The 16,829-nt window shown below is 73.1% G+C and carries 15 protein-coding genes; 8 read left to right on the top strand and 7 right to left on the bottom strand.

Annotation, left to right across the window (positions count from 1 at the left end; genetic code table 11):
• Window positions 1-55: 55 nt before the first annotated feature.
• From ACFYR0_RS06050 to ACFYR0_RS06040, 3 genes are all read left to right on the top strand, one after another.
• On the top strand, window positions 56-733 hold the full coding sequence (locus ACFYR0_RS06050; RefSeq protein ID WP_389322359.1) for a uracil-DNA glycosylase: 678 nt from the start codon (window positions 56-58) through the stop codon (window positions 731-733).
• The gene (locus ACFYR0_RS06045; RefSeq protein ID WP_389322357.1) at window positions 730-1,731 is read left to right on the top strand and encodes an N-acetylglucosamine kinase; all 1,002 of its coding nucleotides are present in this window, start codon (window positions 730-732) and stop codon (window positions 1,729-1,731) included. Before ACFYR0_RS06050 ends, ACFYR0_RS06045 begins: the two co-directional genes overlap by 4 nt.
• Before the next feature lie 127 nt (window positions 1,732-1,858).
• Window positions 1,859-2,782: a sirohydrochlorin chelatase gene (locus ACFYR0_RS06040; protein ID WP_389322355.1), complete on the top strand. Its 924-nt coding sequence runs from the start codon at window positions 1,859-1,861 to the stop codon at window positions 2,780-2,782.
• 77 nt (window positions 2,783-2,859) lie between these two features.
• Here ACFYR0_RS06040 and ACFYR0_RS06035 read toward each other — a convergent pair whose 3' ends face one another.
• Both ACFYR0_RS06035 and ACFYR0_RS06030 read right to left on the bottom strand, forming a co-directional pair.
• Window positions 2,860-3,885: a lactonase family protein gene (locus ACFYR0_RS06035; RefSeq protein WP_389322353.1), complete on the bottom strand. Its 1,026-nt coding sequence runs from the start codon at window positions 3,883-3,885 to the stop codon at window positions 2,860-2,862.
• 166 nt (window positions 3,886-4,051) lie between these two features.
• Window positions 4,052-5,569, bottom strand: coding sequence for an FUSC family protein (locus tag ACFYR0_RS06030; RefSeq protein WP_389322351.1), 1,518 nt, complete (start codon window positions 5,567-5,569; stop codon window positions 4,052-4,054).
• 297 nt (window positions 5,570-5,866) lie between these two features.
• Between ACFYR0_RS06030 and ACFYR0_RS06025 the strand changes: the two genes are divergently transcribed.
• The gene (locus tag ACFYR0_RS06025; protein ID WP_389322349.1) at window positions 5,867-6,343 is read left to right on the top strand and encodes an Lrp/AsnC family transcriptional regulator; all 477 of its coding nucleotides are present in this window, start codon (window positions 5,867-5,869) and stop codon (window positions 6,341-6,343) included.
• 438 nt (window positions 6,344-6,781) lie between these two features.
• Here ACFYR0_RS06025 and ACFYR0_RS06020 read toward each other — a convergent pair whose 3' ends face one another.
• Entirely contained in the window at window positions 6,782-7,579 is a 798-nt protein-coding gene (locus ACFYR0_RS06020) for a LysR substrate-binding domain-containing protein (RefSeq protein WP_389322347.1), read from the bottom strand.
• Window positions 7,580-7,637: 58 nt separating this feature from the next.
• Here ACFYR0_RS06020 and ACFYR0_RS06015 point away from each other — a divergent pair, with 58 nt between their 5' ends.
• The 3 genes from ACFYR0_RS06015 to ACFYR0_RS06005 all read left to right on the top strand — a co-directional run bounded on the left by ACFYR0_RS06015 (window position 7,638) and on the right by ACFYR0_RS06005 (window position 10,637).
• Window positions 7,638-8,033 (top strand): DUF5997 family protein, encoded by a 396-nt coding sequence (locus ACFYR0_RS06015; protein ID WP_389322345.1) that lies wholly within the window; start codon window positions 7,638-7,640, stop codon window positions 8,031-8,033.
• Window positions 8,034-8,250: 217 nt separating this feature from the next.
• Complete coding sequence (locus ACFYR0_RS06010) at window positions 8,251-9,564, top strand: hypothetical protein (RefSeq protein ID WP_389322343.1); 1,314 nt, start codon at window positions 8,251-8,253, stop codon at window positions 9,562-9,564.
• 152 nt (window positions 9,565-9,716) lie between these two features.
• The gene (locus ACFYR0_RS06005) at window positions 9,717-10,637 is read left to right on the top strand and encodes a peptidoglycan-binding protein (protein ID WP_389322341.1); all 921 of its coding nucleotides are present in this window, start codon (window positions 9,717-9,719) and stop codon (window positions 10,635-10,637) included.
• A gap of 31 nt (window positions 10,638-10,668) precedes the next feature.
• On the opposite strand, the gene ACFYR0_RS06000 is transcribed toward ACFYR0_RS06005, so the two are convergent.
• Together ACFYR0_RS06000 and ACFYR0_RS05995 are read right to left on the bottom strand one after the other, a co-directional pair.
• A complete protein-coding gene (locus ACFYR0_RS06000) occupies window positions 10,669-12,225 on the bottom strand; it encodes an MFS transporter (protein ID WP_389322339.1) in 1,557 nt (518 codons plus the stop codon).
• Between the two features lie 200 nt (window positions 12,226-12,425).
• A complete protein-coding gene (locus ACFYR0_RS05995) occupies window positions 12,426-12,851 on the bottom strand; it encodes a YjbQ family protein (RefSeq protein ID WP_389322337.1) in 426 nt (141 codons plus the stop codon).
• Window positions 12,852-12,981: 130 nt separating this feature from the next.
• On the opposite strand from ACFYR0_RS05995, the gene ACFYR0_RS05990 reads away from it, so the two are divergent.
• On the top strand, window positions 12,982-14,058 hold the full coding sequence (locus tag ACFYR0_RS05990; RefSeq protein ID WP_389322335.1) for an NAD(P)-binding domain-containing protein: 1,077 nt from the start codon (window positions 12,982-12,984) through the stop codon (window positions 14,056-14,058).
• 33 nt (window positions 14,059-14,091) lie between these two features.
• Here the strand turns inward: ACFYR0_RS05990 and mltG are convergent, their stop codons facing one another.
• Both mltG and ACFYR0_RS05980 read right to left on the bottom strand, forming a co-directional pair.
• Window positions 14,092-14,934 (bottom strand): endolytic transglycosylase MltG, encoded by an 843-nt coding sequence (mltG, locus tag ACFYR0_RS05985; protein WP_389322333.1) that lies wholly within the window; start codon window positions 14,932-14,934, stop codon window positions 14,092-14,094.
• 43 nt (window positions 14,935-14,977) lie between these two features.
• Entirely contained in the window at window positions 14,978-16,780 is a 1,803-nt protein-coding gene (locus ACFYR0_RS05980; RefSeq protein ID WP_389322331.1) for an ABC transporter ATP-binding protein, read from the bottom strand.
• Between the last annotated feature and the right edge of the window lie 49 nt (window positions 16,781-16,829).

The following is a 16,829-nucleotide window of genomic DNA, read 5'->3' as shown; positions in this document are numbered from 1 at the left end:
CCGGCCCCTGGCCACCGGTTGATCGCCGTGCCCTGCACGGCAGTAGGGTGACGCCGTGGCACCACGACCGTTGCATGAGATCGTCGAACCGGGCTGGGCGAGCGCCCTGGAGCCCGTGGCCGGAAAGATCGCCGGGATGGGCGACTTCCTCCGCGGGGAGATAGCCGCGGGGCGCACCTACCTACCGGCCGGGCAGAACGTCCTGCGGGCCTTCCAGCAGCCCTTCGACGAGGTCCGCGTCCTCATCGTCGGGCAGGACCCGTACCCGACGCCGGGGCACGCGGTCGGGCTGTCGTTCTCGGTGGCCCCGGAGGTACGGCCGCTGCCCGGCAGCCTGATCAACATCTTCCGCGAGCTGCACTCCGACCTGGGGCTGCCCCAGCCGTCCAGCGGCGACCTCACGCCGTGGACCCGCCAGGGCGTGCTGCTGCTCAACAGGGCTCTCACCACGGCACCGCGCAGCCCGGGCGCGCACCGCGGCAAGGGCTGGGAGGAGGTCACCGAGCAGGCGATCCGCGCCCTCGCCGCGCGCGGGAAGCCGCTGGTGTCGATCCTGTGGGGCCGTGACGCCCGCAATCTCCGTCCGCTGCTGGGCAGTCTGCCCTCGGTGGAGTCCGCGCACCCGTCCCCGATGTCGGCCGACCGCGGCTTCTTCGGCTCCCGTCCGTTCAGCCGGGCCAACGACCTGCTGGTCGGCCAGGGCGGGCAGCCCGTGGACTGGCGCCTGCCGTGACCAGGCCCGGGGGCACGGCGTCCCGGGGTTCGACCGGCTGTCTGGCCGTCGACTCCGGCGGGTCGGGCCTGCGGGTCGTCGTGGGGACCGCTGACGGCAGGGTGTCGGCGCGACGGGAGTCGGCCGTGCCCGTGCGCACCGGTCCCCGGGGGATCGACGCGGACCACCTGATGGGACAACTGCTCCCGCTGGTGCGGTCGTTGACGGCCGAGACAGGTGTGACGGAGCTGCGTACGGCCGCCGTGGGCGCGGCCGGGCTGAGCACACTGGGCGACGGGCTGCGGGCCGGGTTGCCGGGGGTGCTGCGACGCGAGTTCGGCACCCGGGCCGCCGTGCTCGCGGCCGATGCCGTGACCGCGTACACCGGGGCGCTCGGCCCGCGCGCCGGTGCCGTGGTGGCGGCGGGCACCGGAATGATCGCGATCGGCACGGACCTCTCGCGCTGGCGGCGGGCGGACGGCTGGGGCCATCTGCTGGGCGACTGCGGCGGCGGCGCCTGGATCGGCCGCGCCGGGCTGGAGGCCGCGCTGCGCGCCCATGACGGCCGCGACGGCGGGTCCTCGGCGCTGCTGTCGCGGGCGGAGGAGACCTTCGGGCCGATGCCGGGGCTGCCCGCGGAGCTGTACCCGCGTCCGGACCGGCCGGCCGTCCTCGCCTCCTTCGCGCCACAGGTCGCCGCCTGCGCGGACGAGGACCGGGTCTCGGCCGGGATCCTGCGGGACGCGGCACGCCACATCGCCGACTCCGCCGCGGCGGTCTGCCCCGCCGAAGGCGAGTCCGTACTCGCGCTGACCGGCGGTCTGTTCCGGCTGGGCGCGCCCCTGCTCGGCCCCCTGGACGAGGCGCTGGCGCGACGGTTGCCGCACGTCGGACGGGTTCCGGCCGAGGGCGACCCGCTGCTGGGCGCGATGCGGATCGCGACGGCTCTCGCCACGGACGAGCTCACTCTGCCCGCTGACGAGCGAATGCTGCTGGTCGTGCGCATGGACGGGGACTGAAGGACGTGCCAACCGTGGCGAATTCGTACGTAACTCATCACAACTGATCAGACAAAACGGGACGGATACCGCTCACCTGCCCCCTCCCCGAACAGGGGAGCCCAGGAAGCCAGTAACATGCGGCGCCATGAGCTCCCCCACTGGGCCCGCGTCCGGCCTGCCTGTACGAATGCCGCGCCCCCGCCAGCCCGGGCGGCACCGCCGACCCGAGCCGCTGGCGGCTCCCGAGGGCGCACCCGCGCTCGTTCTCGCGGTTCCGGGCACGCCCAGCGCCGCCACCCGTGGCCTCGCCGAGGAGATCGTGAGCATCGCCCGCTCCGAGCTCCCCGGGCTCGACGCCCGTATCGGGTTCGTGGACGGGGACGACGCGGAGTTCCCGTCGCTGAAGGTCGTGCTCGCGCACGCCGCCGACGAGCGCACCGCCCGTTACGAGCAGGCGCTCGCCGCGGGTGTGGAGGTCAAGGAGCCCGAGGGCCCCGTCGCGGTGGTCGTGCCGCTGCTCGCCGGCCCGGACGGCGCGCTGCTGCGCCAGGTCCGCCAGGCCGTGATGGACAGCCGGGTCGCCGCCGACCTGACGGACGTGCTGGGCCCGCACCCGCTGCTCGCGGAGGGTCTGCACGTGCGGCTGTCCGAGGCCGGTCTGGCCCGCGCCGACCGCGCCCGGCTGTTCACCGTGGCCACGGCCGCGGACGGCATCATCCTCGCCTCGGTGGGTGGCGAGGAGGCCGTGCAGGCCGCCGGGATCACCGGCATGCTGCTCGCCGCGCGTCTGGCCGTGCCCGTGATGGCGGCCGCGCTGGACCAGGAGGGCTCGATCGCGGCCGTCGCCGACCAGCTGCGCTCCTCGGGCTCGCAGCAGCTGGCGCTGGCCCCCTACCTGATCGGCCCGGAGATCGACGCCTCGCTGATCGAGGCCGCCGCCGCGGAGGCCGGCTGCGCCGCCGCCGATGCGCTCGGCCCGTATCCGGCGATCGGCAAGCTCGCCCTGGCCCAGTACACGCAGGCCCTCGGCATCGCCCCGCCGGCGCAGCAGGGCACGCCCCTGCGCTGACCCGCGCACCCTTTCCACGTCGTACGACAAGGGCCCGCCCCCGACCGGGGCGGGCCCTTCGGCGTGCAGGGACCGGGTCAGCCGACGACGACGCAGGAGGCGGCGGGGACCCGGACCGATCCGGCGCGGCGCGGGAGACCGGTGTCCGGGTCGAGGCGGAACCAGGTGACGTCGCCGGAGCGTTCGTTGGCGACGTAGAGGTAGCCGTCGGCCTCGGTGAGCGCGCGCGGCCAGTGTCCGCCGCAGGGGACGGTCCCGACCAGGCGCAGACTCTCGCCCTCGACGGCCAGCACGCACAGCACGTCCTCGCCGCGTACGGCGGTCCACACGAACCGGCCGTCGGGCGAGACCACGACGCCCGACGGGTACGCGTCGCCGTCCGGCGCGCCCGGCAGGACCTGTGTCTCGGTCAGCGGCTTGAGGGTGCCGTCGGCGGCGTTCCAGCGGCAGACGGTGATCGTCGGGGCGAGCTCGTTGACGACGTAGGCGCGGTCGCCCTCGGGGTGGAAGGCCAGGTGGCGGGGGCCGGAGCCGGGGCGCAGGGCGACCTCCCGGTGCAGCTCCAGACGGCCGTCGGCCAGGGTGCACACCCGCACGGAGTCGGTGCCGAGGTCGACGCTGACCGCCCAGCGGCGGCTGGGGTCGGGCTGCACGTGGTGGGCGTGCGGGCCCTGCTGGCGGGGCGTGTGGGGGCCGGAACCGGTGTGCCGGAGCACCGCGGAGACGGGGCCCTCCAGGGTGCCGTCGGGGCGCAGGCGGACGACGGAGACGCTGCCGGAGCCGTAGTCGGCGGTGAGCAGGTGGCCGTCGAAGACGCTGAGGTGGGTGGGGCCGGAGCCGACGGGCACGGGCCTGCCGACGGGCTCGGGGGCTTCGCCGGTCACCCGGTAGGCGGCGACCGCGCCCTCGGCTGTCTCGCTGACCGCGTAGAGGGTGCCGCCGTCGGGCGCGAGGGCGAGATAGGACGGGTCGGGCACGCCGTTCACGCCGCCGAGGACGGCCAGCGAGCCGTCCGCGGTGTCGACGGCCGCCATGATCACGCCCGGGCCGCCCGCTGCCGTGAACGACCCGATGAACGCCCTGCGCCTGCCGCCGTCTGCCACCGCTGTCCCCTTGTCGGTCGACTGCCCGTCCCGGGCGACGGTAGCACCTGCGGTCTAGACCAAGGGGGTTGAGAGCGCGGGGCACGTCCGGATCGATGCGTGCGGGGGGCAGGTTGAAGCGCGTCGCGGCGGACGGCTCTCCGGCACGCCCTCGTGCGCGCCCGCCTCACGCCCCCACGAGCGGCGAGCCCGAGGGTGCCCGCAGGGGGGCGGCCAGTTCGGCCAGGGCGTGTTCGAGACCGTGCAGGTGGGCGAGGGCGGGCTCGCCGGCCTGGGGCGGCCGCACGGCCGGGGAGCCGGCGGGGCGGGGCTCGCGGCCCTTGCTCGCCGGGCTGGCGATCAGCGCCTCGACCGAGGCCTCGACCCGGTGGCAGGCCCTGGCGAGCCGGGCGTCCTGCGACGCCTCCGGGTCGGCGGCGACGGCGACCAGGCCGCGGATCTCCCGGGCACAGTCGTCCAGCAGGGCCAGGACGCGCAGGGCGCGGCCCTTGCGGACGAGCATCGGGTTCAGCGGGTGGACGAGGGGCGCGACGGCGAGCCGTACCCGTCCGAGCATCTGCTCCAGTTCGGCGACCCGGGGCGCCGGGTCGGCGCCCGGGACCCCGGCCAGCCGGGCGGCGGCCTCGGCGGTGCAGGCGTGGACGCAGGTCAGGGCGCGCTGGATCCAGGCGTCGGTCACGGCGTGCGTGGTGACGGGCAGGACGAACAGCACGGCCAGCACGGCACCGAGAGCACCCACGCCCGTCTCGGCCAGCCGCAGCGCGAGCAGGGCCGGGTCGAGCAGGTCCAGCAGGCCGTAGAGCAGGGAGGCCAGCAGCGTCACGCAGAGCATCATCCACGTGTAGGAGACGGGGGCCGTGTAGAAGATGCCGAAGACACAGGCGGCGAGCAGCACCGACGAGACCACCGGGTCGCCCTGCACGGGTACGGCGACCAGCAGGCCGAGACCGATGCCGATCACGGTGCCGAGGACCCGGCGGAAGCCGCGCACCAGGGTCTCGCCGCGCGAGGTGGTGTTGACGAAGATCCACCAGGTGGCGCCCACGGCCCAGTACCAGCGATGCCCGGACACCAGCTGGCCGACGAACAGGGCGAAGCCCGCGCCCGCGGTGGCCTGCACGGCCTGGCGGGTGGTGATGCGGGCCAGGCCGGTGCCGCCGGGCGGCGCGACGGCGGGCGGCGGGGGCAGCCGGCGCTCGTAGCACCACACCCCGAAACGCACCACCGCGGCGGTCAGGACGGACAGCAGGACGGCGGCGTACAGCTCGGGCAGCATGCCGGGCGTGGCGTGCAGGAACTGGGCGATGAAGTACGTCATGAACGCGAACACGCCGAGGCTGTGGCCGCGCGGCCCCCAGCGGCGGGCGTACACCCCGGCGCCGACGACCGCGAGGAAGGCGAGGTCACGGGCGACCGGCTGGTCGTGCAGCTCGGCGGCGAGGGCGAGCACCGGCAGGCCGACGGCGGGCAGCAGGGCGGTGGTGACCGCCTGCCCCCGGACCGTGGCGTCGGTGACCGTGAACAGGGCGAGCAGCGCGGCGAGACCGCCGATGAGGGCGCCGAGCAGGGAGTGTCCGGCCAGGCCGCACAGCACCACGGCGAGCCCGATGCCGAGGACGGCCCGGGTGGCGAAGCGCAGCCGCGTCCGCCCCGGATCCGGAGCCACGAACACCGTCTTCAGCACTGCTTTCGCTCCCTTGTCACGGCAGGCCCGGACAGGCGCCGAGGAGGCGCCCGTACGACCAGCATGAAAAAGGCGCCGCGGAATCCGCAGCGCCATCGACGACCCCATGACAGCATCCCCGCCGCCACTGGCTCAAGTCGGCACTCGTCCGGTGGGCCAATGGCCCAGCATCAGAGCGATCAGCTCGGCCGAAACCGTGCCAACGGACCACGCTTCCTGGTCCATCCGGGTCGCGGGGCGCGGGGCCATTGGTACAGTCGACGAAGATCAACAAGTGATGAGGAGGTCCGTCGCGCCATGGCCGTGGACGAGCTCGACACCCGCATCCTGCGGCTGCTCCTGGAGCAGCCGCGCACGAGCGTGCGCGAGTACGCCCGCCTCCTCGGCGTCGCCCGCGGCACCCTCCAGGCCCGGCTGGACCGGCTGGAGCGGGAGGGCGTGATCACCGGTACGGGTCCCGCCCTCTCCCCCGCCGCGCTCGGCCATCCGGTGCTGGCGTTCGTGCACATCGAGGTCACCCAGGGCCATCTCGACGACGTGGGCGACGCGCTGGCGGCCGTGCCCGAGATCGTCGAGGCCTTCTCGATCACGGGCGGGGGCGACCTGCTGACCCGCGTGGTCGCCCGCGACAACGCGCACCTGGAGGACGTGATCCAGGAGCTGATCAGCCTCCCGGGTGTCGTCCGCACCCGCACGGAGGTCGCCCTGCGCGAACGCGTGCCGCACCGGCTGCTGCCGCTGGTGGAGTCGATCGGCCGCTCGGCGGCACGCTGAGCGGGGGCGCCGGGGGCGGCCGGTGGCGGAGGGCGGTGACGGCCTCCCGCTGCGGACCGTGGGTGGCGGGACGCGCAGTCGGCGCGCCGCTCGAAGGCCGGGCGACCGGGCGGTCCGTCGAGGGGCGCGGGGAACCGCGCGATCAGCCAAGAGGCGCGAGGAACCGCGCGATCCGTCGAGGAGCGTGGGTGACCGGGCGGTCCGTCGAGGGCACGAGGAACCGCGCGATCCGTCGAGGAGCGCGGGCGACCGGGCGATCCGTCGAGGGCACGAGGAACCGCGCGATCCGTCGAGGAGCGCGGGCGACCGGGCGATCCGTCGAGGGGCGCGAGGAACCGCGCGATCAGCCGACGGAAAACCCGCACGCGACGGCGCACAATCCGGCCGGCTCCCCAAGGGGCGTGGGAAAGGCGGACGGCGACGGCCGAGGCAGGGCCGCTACGAGCGGCGGCGTGGCTTGCCCCGGCCGCTGCCGCCCTTGCCACCGGTCTTTCCGGCGCCGCCCTTGGCCGTGCCGCCCCTTCCGGCGGTCTTCGAGTTGCCCGCGCGGGTGCTCTTCGCCCCGGGGGCGGGCTTGCGGCGGGCCGCGGGTGCCTGGTCGCGCGCGGGCGTCCCGGACGGGCGAGGGCGACCGCGGGTGCTGTTCACCGTGCGGCCCCGGACGATCCCGATGAAGTCCTCGACCAGGTCGGTGTGGGAGTCCTCCGGCCAGGAGAGCGCCACGCCGGACTGCGGAGCGTCGGTGACCGTGCGGTAGGTGAGGTCCTTGCGGTGGTGCAGCCGGGCGAGGGACTGCGGGACGACCAGGACACCGACGCCCGCCGCGACCAGCTCGATCGCGTCGGCGGTGGTCGCCGGGCGCTCGACGGCCGGCCTGCCCGGCAGCGTCTCCCAGCCGAGCACGTCGTCGAGGGGATGGAAGACCACGTCGTCGGCGAGGTCGCCGACGGTCACCTCGTCGGCCGCCGTGAGCAGGTGGTCCTTGGGCACCACGACGACGGTCGCCTCGGTGTAGAGGGGGATCGCGCTGAAGGCCGTACGGTCCACGGGCAGTCGTACGATGCCCGCGTCGGCCTCGCCGGAACGCAGCACGGCCGAGACGTCCGCGGCTTCGACGGGGACCAGGGCGAGCGGGACGTCGGGCAGGCGTTCTTCCCAGATCCGCACCCACTTGCCGGGAGTCGCCCCGGGTACGAACGCGAGCCGGAACGAGGAGGGTGCTGCCGAGCCTGTCACTCCGCCAGGTTACCGGCCGTGGTCGGCGGCCCGTCACCCGGCGTCTAGTCTGGACAGCATGAAGTCGCACCAGACCGCCCAGACGATGAAGCCCGCCACCGCGGCGAAGAAGCTGGGTGTGTACCTGCCCGCCACCCCCGCCGAGTTCCAGGAGGGGGTCGTCTCGCGCGCCGAGTTCAACGAGCTTCAGGCCAACCCGCCCGCGTGGCTGAGCGAGCTGCGGCAGAACGGCCCGCACCCGCGCCCCGTGGTCGCGGCGAAGCTCGGCGTGTCCATCGCGGGCCTGGCCCGCGGCGGTGTCACCGAGGCGCTGACCACCGAGCAGATCGAGGCGATCAGGTCCGAGCTGCCCGAGTGGCTGGAGAAGGAGCGCGCCACGCAGGCCGAAGTGCGCAAGGAGACCGTGCGGATCAAGAAGCGGAACGCGGAGCGGGCCGAGGGCCAGGGTTCCTGACGCGCGGCCGCCCCCGAGGTGCACGCCGGCGGACTGGACCAGAGGGGTGTGCGCCGGCGGCCCGGAACCCGTTCGAGGGCACGCGCCCCGGCGGTCGGCTCGAGGGCGTGCGCCCCGGTCACAGGCTCGAGAGCACACTCTTCGACCCCTTCGGACCCCTTGGCCCGCCCAAAAATCCGTTTGAGAACGCGGACCCCGGTCCGTGATGATCTTCGGCATGTTCTCGCGCAGGAATCGCCGCCCCGAGACCCCCGACGTCCTCAAGGCCTGGGAGCTGCTGGACTCGGACGACGTGCCCGGTGCCCTGCGGCAGCTGCGGTCGGACACCGACAGCCTGCCGCTCGGCGAGGTGGCCCTCGTGGTCGCGCGCGCCGCGGAGGCGGCCGGGTTCGACGACCTGCGCCAAGCCGCCTCGGAGCTGGCCGCGCGCCCGGACCTGGCCAGGGCGCAGTACGCCTACGGCTACGCCTGTGTCGAGCGCGGGGTGGCGTATCTGGCCGTCCCCGCCCTGCGCGAGGTGCTGCGCGCCAACCCGGACGCCCTGGGCGTGATGCGCGAGCTGGTCTCGGCGTACGAGCGCGAGGGACGGCACGCCGACGCCGCCGAACTGCTCGGCCGGTACGAGGACCGGTTCGTACCCTGGCCGGACCGCTATCTCCTGGTCTACAACGCCCTGATGGCCGGCGACCTCCCCCTCGCCCGTCGCCAGCACGCGCTGCTGGGCGACCCGGAGGACCCGCAGTGGCTGCCGCCCCGGCGGCGGCAGACCCGCATGCTGGAGCGTGCCGCCGCGGTCACGACCCCGCTGGACCTCGCCGACCTGCGCGGATGGCAGTACGTGATCGGCGGCACGATCCTCGGCACGCTCTCGTCGTACGGCTTCGAGGCCGGGATGACCGGCCGGTTCGCGTTCCTCCAGGACACTCCGGAGCAGTGTCTGCGCGGGCTGCTGCGTCTGCGGACCCTGCCGGCGGCCGCCGGGCTGCGGCCCCGGTCGGTTTCGCTGCTGCCCGACCGGGACAGCCGCGTCCTCGGCCTCGCCGCGGCGCGGGTGCTGGGCCTCCCCGCGCAGCCCTTCGCCCCCGGACGCGAGGACACGGTCGTGGTCGCGTACGACCTGAACGGCCTGCTCGACACCGCCGAGGGTCCCGAGGTCCTCCAGCAGTTGCACGAACGGGCCCCCGGGCAGGTGCTGCACGAGCACGCGTCCTGCTGGACCGACGCCCCGGCGGTCACCGCGGACAGCGTGACCCTGCTGCACCAGTCGGTGGTGGCGCCCTGGGGCGAGCGGATGGCCGTGGGCGAGGACGGGACCCCGCGCCGGGAGCCGGCCGACGAGCGGCCCGAGGAGCGGATCGCCGAGGAGATCGCGGCCGCCGAGGCCGTCGCCGACGAGGGCGACGGCGGGACACCGGCCGACCCCGACGAGGCGTTCGCCGGATTCGCCACGGCGGTGCGCGACACCTGGCTGCGGGGCGAGCGCACGGCCCTGAGGTCGTCCGGGCCGGTGCAGAGCGGCCGCTTCCTCTGACCGCTCTCGACCAGGTTGTGGCACCGTCCGGACGAAAGCCGCCGGATGCGGTCACCTTCCGTGCAGCCACCGCTAGTTGAGTCATCATCAAGTGACACCCCGGGCGCCGCTCGGAGCCGCTCGGGGGCACCTCATGACTCGAAAGGCTGCGCATGAGTGTGAAGACCGGTCCCCAGCGCTACCCCGGATCCAGCCGCGCGAACTGGTACCAGGACGACTTCCCCGGCGATCCGATGGAGGTCAACGTCGTCGTCCTGCACACCACCGAGGGAACGAGTTTGCCCGACTACGGCGGTGGTGGCGCCGCCCCGAACCTGACCGCGGTGCCCGACCTCGACACCAAGCGGCTGCGCTGGTTCCAGCACTTCGACATCGAGTGCTCCTCCCGGGCGCTTCAGAACCTCGCGGGCGGCGTGGAGACGAACACACTCAACGTCTGCCAGGTCGAACTGGTCGGCACCTGCGATCCGACGACCCACGGCAAGTGGAAGGACGCGGGCCGGCGGCATCTGTTCTGGCCGGAGGCGCCGGCCTGGGCGCTGGAGGGCGTCGCGCGGTTCCTGTCGTGGATGCACGAGCAGCACGGCGTGCCGCTGAGCGGTCCGAAGGCGTGGCCTGCCTACCCCGACTCCTACGGCAGCAGGAACGGCCAGCGCATGAGCAAGGCCAAGTGGACCGCGTTCAACGGGGTGTGCGGCCATATGCACGTCCCCGAGAACGACCACGGCGACCCCGGCGGGATCGACATCACCGAGATCCTGCGGCGGGCCCGGGCGGACCTGGACCTGGACGAGCCGCCGGCCGGTACGCAGCCGAAGCCGGGCAGGCCGAAGGTTCCGGTGTTCCCGGGCCGCAAGTTCTTCCGCGAGGGCGCGGTCAACGACCATGTGCTGGTGCTGGGCAGGCAGTTGGTCAAAGAGGGCTTCGGCGACCACTACAAGGTCGGGCCGAGCCGGTCCTGGGGCGAGGCCGACCGGCTCAACGTGCGCGACTTCCAGAAGTCCCGCGAGGAACTGCGCGGTGACGCGGACGGGTTCCCGGGCCCGCTGACCTGGAAACTGCTGTTCTCCTGACGCTCTTCGTCGCCGGCCCCCGGTCCCCGCGTCACCCGGGGCCGGGGCCCATGCCGCCGCCTTGGAGCCGCTCCAGGTCGGACGGGCGGACCTGGATGACGAGGACGGCGATGATCGCGGCCACGGCGGCGAAGACCGCCGCCACGACGAACGCCGAGGACACACCCGCGGTGAGGATCTCGTCCGAGTAGGGCGGTGGCAGTTGCCCCGTCCTCTCGAAGCGCAGCCGTTCGAGGGGGGTCGCCTGCTGGAGGAACAGCGGGACCTGTTTCTCGGCCTCGTTGTTGCTGGCCGTCCCGAACATGGTGACCAGGATGGACAGACCCAGTGAACCGCCGACCTGCTGAGTGGCGTTGAGCAGTCCGGACGCCGCGCCCGTCTCGCGGACCTCGACGTTGGACAGCGCCATCAGGGTCAGCGACACGAACTCCATGCCCATGCCCAGGCTGAACACCAGGAGCGGGCCGAGGATGCTGCCCGCGTACGTGGAGTGGACGTCGGTCAGGGTCAGCCAGGCCAGGCCGGCGGCCGCCAGGATCGCGCCGACCACCATGAACGGTTTGGGTCCGTACACGGGCAGGAACCGCGAGGCCAGCGCGGCACCGACCGCGATGACGGCGCTGACCGGCAGGAAGGCGAACCCGGTCACCAGCGGGCTGAAGTCCAGAACATTCTGCGCGAACAGCGTCAGGAAGAAGAACATGCCGAAGATCGCCGCGGCCAGGCACAGCATGATGCCGTAGGTGCCCGCACGGTTGCGGTCGGCGAACATGTGCAGCGGTGTGATCGGCTGGGAGGAGCGGCGCTCGATCACGATGAACGCCGCCAACACGACGACGGCCGCGCAGAACGAGCCTATCGTCCACGGGTCCCGCCAGCCGTCCTGCGCCGCCCTGATGAAGCCGTAGACGAGCAGCACCATGCCCACGGTGGAGGTGAGCGCGCCGGCGATGTCGAAGTGGCCCGGGTGGCGCTCGGACTCCTTGATGTAGCGCGGCGTGGCGAAGGCGATCAGCAGGCCGATGGGCACGTTGACGAAGAGGACCCAGCGCCAGTCCAGCCACTCGACGAGGATTCCGCCCATCAGCAGCCCGATCGCGCCGCCTCCCGCCGAGACCGCGGCGAACACGCCGAACGCACGGTTGCGTTCGGGGCCTTCGCGGAATGTGGTGCTGATCAGCGCCAGGGAGGTGGGGGACGCGATGGCGCCGCCGACGCCCTGGAGGGCGCGCGCGGCGAGGAGTTGGCCGGAGTCCTGGGAGAAGCCGCCGAGCAGGGAGGCGAACGCGAACAGCAGCACGCCGAAGACGAACACCCGCCGCCGGCCGAGGATGTCGCCGGCCCGCCCGCCGAGCAGCAGCAGTCCGCCGAAGGTCAGGGTGTACGCGTTGACCACCCAGGACAGGCTGGTGGTCGAGAAGTCCAGCGCGCGCTGGATGTCCGGCAGCGCGATGTTCACGATGGTGATGTCGAGCACCACCATGAGCTGGCAGGAGGCGATGACCAGCAGGGCCATCGCGTTGCCGCCGCCACCCTTTTCCGGGGTGGCCGTGCTCGTCGCGGAGCCGGGCTGCGGGTGGCTGCTCATGAGGCGTCACGCCTTCGTCATGAGGGTAGGCGGACGGTGCGTCCACCGCTGGTCCACCGTTCGACGGTACGCCCGTGCCTCTGGGGTCACCACTCGATCATCGGGCCCCACCCGGTGCTTCGGGCCCGGGCCGTGGAGTGATTGGGACTACTGCCTGTCGGATCAGCCGGCGCCCGTCGGATCAGCCGGCGCCCGTCGGGTCAGCCGGCCAGGAAGCTCAGCCGCACCTTGCGTTCGGGGTTGTCCTTGTTGGTGTCGACCAGGCACACCGACTGCCAGGTGCCGAGCTCGAGTCGGCCGCCGATCACCGGCAGCGTGGCGTGCGGGGGCACGATGGCGGGCAGCACATGGTCGCGGCCGTGGCCGGGACTGCCGTGGCGGTGCTGCCAGCGGTCGTCGGCGGGGAGCAGCGAGTGCAGTGCGGCGAGCAGGTCGTCGTCGCTGCCCGCTCCCGTCTCGATGACGGCGACGCCGGCGGTGGCGTGCGGGACGAAGATGTTGAGCAGGCCGTCGCGACCTCCGGAGGTCTGCGCGAGGAAGGCCTGGCAGTCGCCGGTGAGGTCGACGATCCGCTCGACGGAGCCGGAGGCGACGTGCAGTACGCGGGTGGTGAACGCATCTGACATGCCTCCCATCCTGGCCCATGCGGGGACCGTCGTACCGGAGGGGCGGACCGGTGCCTCGTGTCGCCATGGCGGCCGACGCCTGGTAGGGGCGGCCGGGAAGAGGGGCGGCCTCCGCGCGGTTGGTAGAAGCGTGAACCACATACGCGAGGTCGAGGTCGTCGTCATAGGCGCTGGTCAGGCGGGTCTGTCCAGCGCCTACCATCTGCGCCGCACCGGTTTCGAGCCGGAGCGCGACTTCGTGGTGCTGGACCACTCCCCCGGTCCGGGCGGCGCCTGGCAGTTCCGCTGGCCCTCGCTCACGTACGGCAGGGTGCACGGGATGCACGCCCTGCCCGGGATGGAGTTGACCGGCGCCGACCCGGAGCGGGCCTCCTCGGAGGTGATCTCCGAGTACTTCACCACGTACGAGCGGACCTTCGGGCTGCGGGTACGGCGGCCGGTGGATGTGCGCGCGGTGCGGGAGGGCGAGGGCGGGCGGCTGCTCGTCGAGACCTCGGACGGCACCTGGGCGACCCGGGCGCTGATCAACGCGACCGGCACGTGGGACCGGCCGTTCTGGCCTCGCTATCCGGGGCAGGAGACCTTCCGGGGGCGGCAGTTGCACACCGCGCAGTACCCGGGTCCGGAGGAGTTCGCCGGACGGCGCGTCGTGGTGGTGGGCGGGGGCGCCTCGGGGACCCAGCACCTGCTGGAGCTCGCCCCGTACGCGGCGGCCACGACCTGGGTCACCCGTCGGCCGCCGGTCTTCCGCGAGGGCCCCTTCGACGAGAACGTGGGCCGCGCGGCGGTGGCGCTGGTCGAGGAGCGCGTACGGCAGGGACTGCCGCCGAAGAGCGTGGTGTCGGTGACGGGACTGCCGCTGAACGACGCGATCCGGCAGGGGCTGCGGGACGGAGTCCTGGACCGGCAGCCGATGTTCGACCGGATCACGCCGAACGGTGTGGCCTGGGACGACGGCCGTCAGGTGGCGGCCGACGTCATCCTGTGGGCGACCGGGTTCCGTGCCGCGATCGACCACCTCGCCCCGCTGAGACTGCGTGAGCCGGGCGGGGGCGTCCGGGTGGACGGCACCCGCGCGGTCGCCGACCCGCGGATCCACCTCGTCGGCTACGGACCGTCGGCCAGCACCATCGGCGCCAACCGGGCCGGCCGCGCGGCCGTGCGGGACATCAGGCGGCTGCTGGCCGGTGAGCCGGTCGCCGCTTGACGCGCCTCCCGGACGGCCGCGCGCCGGGTCCGGTCAGCGCTTCTGCTGCGCGCCCTTCTTCTGCTGGGCGTTGAACTCGGCCACGTTGCGCTGGTGCTCGGCGTAGTCGGCCGTGAAGCGGGTGTCGCCCGGCTTGACCGTGACGAAGTAGAGCCAGTCGCCAGGCGTCGGGCTGATGGCGGCGCGCATCGCGTCCTCGCCGGGGTTGTCGATCGGCGTGGGAGGCAGGCCCATGCGCTGGTAGGAGTTGTAGGGGCTGTCCAGACGGGTGTCGGCCAGGCTCGTACCGAGGGTGGCTCGGCCGAGCGCGTAGTTGATCGTCGAGTCCATCTGGAGCGGCATGCCGCGCTCCAGCCGGTTGAAGATCACCCGGGCCACCTTGCCCATGTCGGCCTTGGTGTTCGCCTCGGCCTGGACGAGGCTGGCGATGGTGACGGCCTGGTAGACGTTCATCGCGTTGCGCTGGGCACCGGCGGCGATGGGGGCGCCGTTGAACTTCTTGTTCGCCGTGTCGACCATGTACGACAGCATCGACTCGGGCGTGGACTTGTCCGTGAGCGGATAGGTCGCCGGGAAGAGATAGCCCTCCGGGTTGCCCTCGGCGTCGGCCGGCAGCTTGAGTCCGGCCTTGGGCAGGGACTTCTTGGCGGTGCCCGGGGGCAGGGACAGGGCCTTGTCGACGGCCTCGTAGATCTGGCCGGCGCGCCAGCCCTCGGGGATCACCAGCGAGGTGGGCTCGGCCTTCTCCTCGCCGCCCAGGGGCAGCAGCGGCACCGCCACGGCGGTGCCTGCCACGGCGGCCCCGGTGGCGATGAGGACGAGGCGGCCCCGGCGCGTCAGTCGGATCGCGCTCCGTGGCGGAGTGTTCGTCTGCATGGGGGCACGGTAACCCGCACAACCCCATAAACCCGGCATATCGTCATCTTGTCGGTTCCCGTCGTGCGTCCCTTCGGACGAGGGCCGCGTACCGCCCGCCGAGCTCCGACAACTGCTCGTGCGTGCCCCGTTCGACCGCTCGGCCGGAGTCCAGGACGACGATCTGGTCGGCACCCCGAACGGTGGACAGCCGGTGGGCGATGGTGATGGTGGTGCGGTTCGCCGACAGTGCGTCGATGGCCTCCTGGACGGCACTCTCGGTGCGGGTGTCCAGGGCGCTCGTCGCCTCGTCGAGGATGAGCACGGGCGGGTCGCGCAGGATCGTGCGGGCGATGGCCAGCCGCTGCTTCTCGCCACCGGAGAAACGGTGTCCGCGCTCGCCGACGACCGTGTCATAGCCGTCGGGCAGGGCCGCGATGTGCTCGTGGATCTGCGCCGCCTTCGCCGCCGCGTGCAGTTCCTCGTCGGTGGCGTCGGGCTTGGCGAAGCGGAGGTTGTCGGCGACCGTGGCGTGGAAGAGGTACGTCTCCTGCGACACGACGCCGACCGCCCGCGCGAGCGTGTCGAAGTCGAGGTCGCGCACGTCGTACCCGTCGAGGGTGACCCGGCCGCCCGTCACGTCGTACAGCCGCGGCACGAGGTACCCGAGGGTGGACTTGCCCGCGCCGGTCGGGCCGACCAGGGCCAGGCTGCCGCCCGCCGGGACGGTGACGTCGATGCCGTCGAGCAGGGGACCGCCCTTGTCGTCGTACCGGAACTCCACGTCCTCGAAGCGGACCTCGCCCTTGACCTGGTCGAGGTGCACCGGGCGCTCGCGCTCGGTGATGTCGATCGGCAGGTCGAGGTACTCGAAGATGCGCTGGAACAGGGCGAGCGAGGTCTGGATCTGCACGCCCGTGCCGAGCAGGCTCACGGTCGGCCGGAAGAGGCCCTGCTGGAGCGAGACGAAGGCGACGATCGTGCCCAGCGAGACGTCGGAGCCGCCCATGTGAAGGGCGATGCCGGCGGTCCAGTAGATGACGGCGGGCATCGCGGCCATGACGATGGTGATCACGGCCATGCGCCAGCGGCCGGCCATGTTCGAGCGGACCTCCAGCTCGACCAGACGCTCGGACTCGTCGGAGAAGGACCGGGTCAGCGACTCCGCCCGGCCCATGGTCCGGCCGAGCAGGATGCCGCTGACCGAGAGCGACTCGGTGACCGTGGCGGCCATCGAGGCCATCTGCTTCTGGCGCCGGGTAGTGATCTTCTTGCGTTCGTTGCCGACGCGGCGGCTGATCCAGACGAACACCGGCAGCAGGACCAGCGAGACCAGCGTCAGCCGCCAGTCGAGCACGAGCATGGCCACCACGGTGGCGACGACGCCGGTGAGGTTGGAGACGAGGGAGGTGGCGGTGGAGGTGACCGTCGCCTGCATGCCGCCGATGTCGTTGGCGATACGGGACTGCACCTCGCCGGTACGCGTGCGCGTGAAGAAGGCGAGCGACATGCGCTGGAGCCGGCCGTAGACGGCGGTGCGCAGGTCGTGCATGACACGCTGGCCGACCGTGGTGGAGATCAGGGTCTGGAGGACCCCGAACACGCTGGTCAGCACCGCGCTGAGGATCATGCCGAGCGCGAGCAGGGTGAGCAGGCCGGTGCGCTGCTCGGGGATCGCCGTGTCCAGGATCGCCTTCAGCAGGAAGGGCGTGGCGACCGAGACCAGCGAGGAGGCGCCGACCAGCAGGCCGACGACGGCCAGCCGGCCGCGGTAGGGGCGGAAGAGGGCCAGAATGCGCCGCACCTGCCGGGGCTGCTCCTCGGCGTCGGCGGGTGGGCTCCAGGTGGGCTCGTGGTCGGGGTGCATGGGCTCCTACGAGTGGGACGGGTGTCGGCGGGTTTCGGCTTCGGCTTCG

Source organism: Streptomyces sp. NPDC005017 (genome assembly GCF_042873115.1).
In the GTDB taxonomy this organism is placed as follows: Bacteria; Actinomycetota; Actinomycetes; order Streptomycetales; family Streptomycetaceae; genus Streptomyces.
The sequence above is the reverse complement of the archived record's forward strand: the minus strand, read 5'-3'. Positions and strand labels throughout refer to the sequence as shown.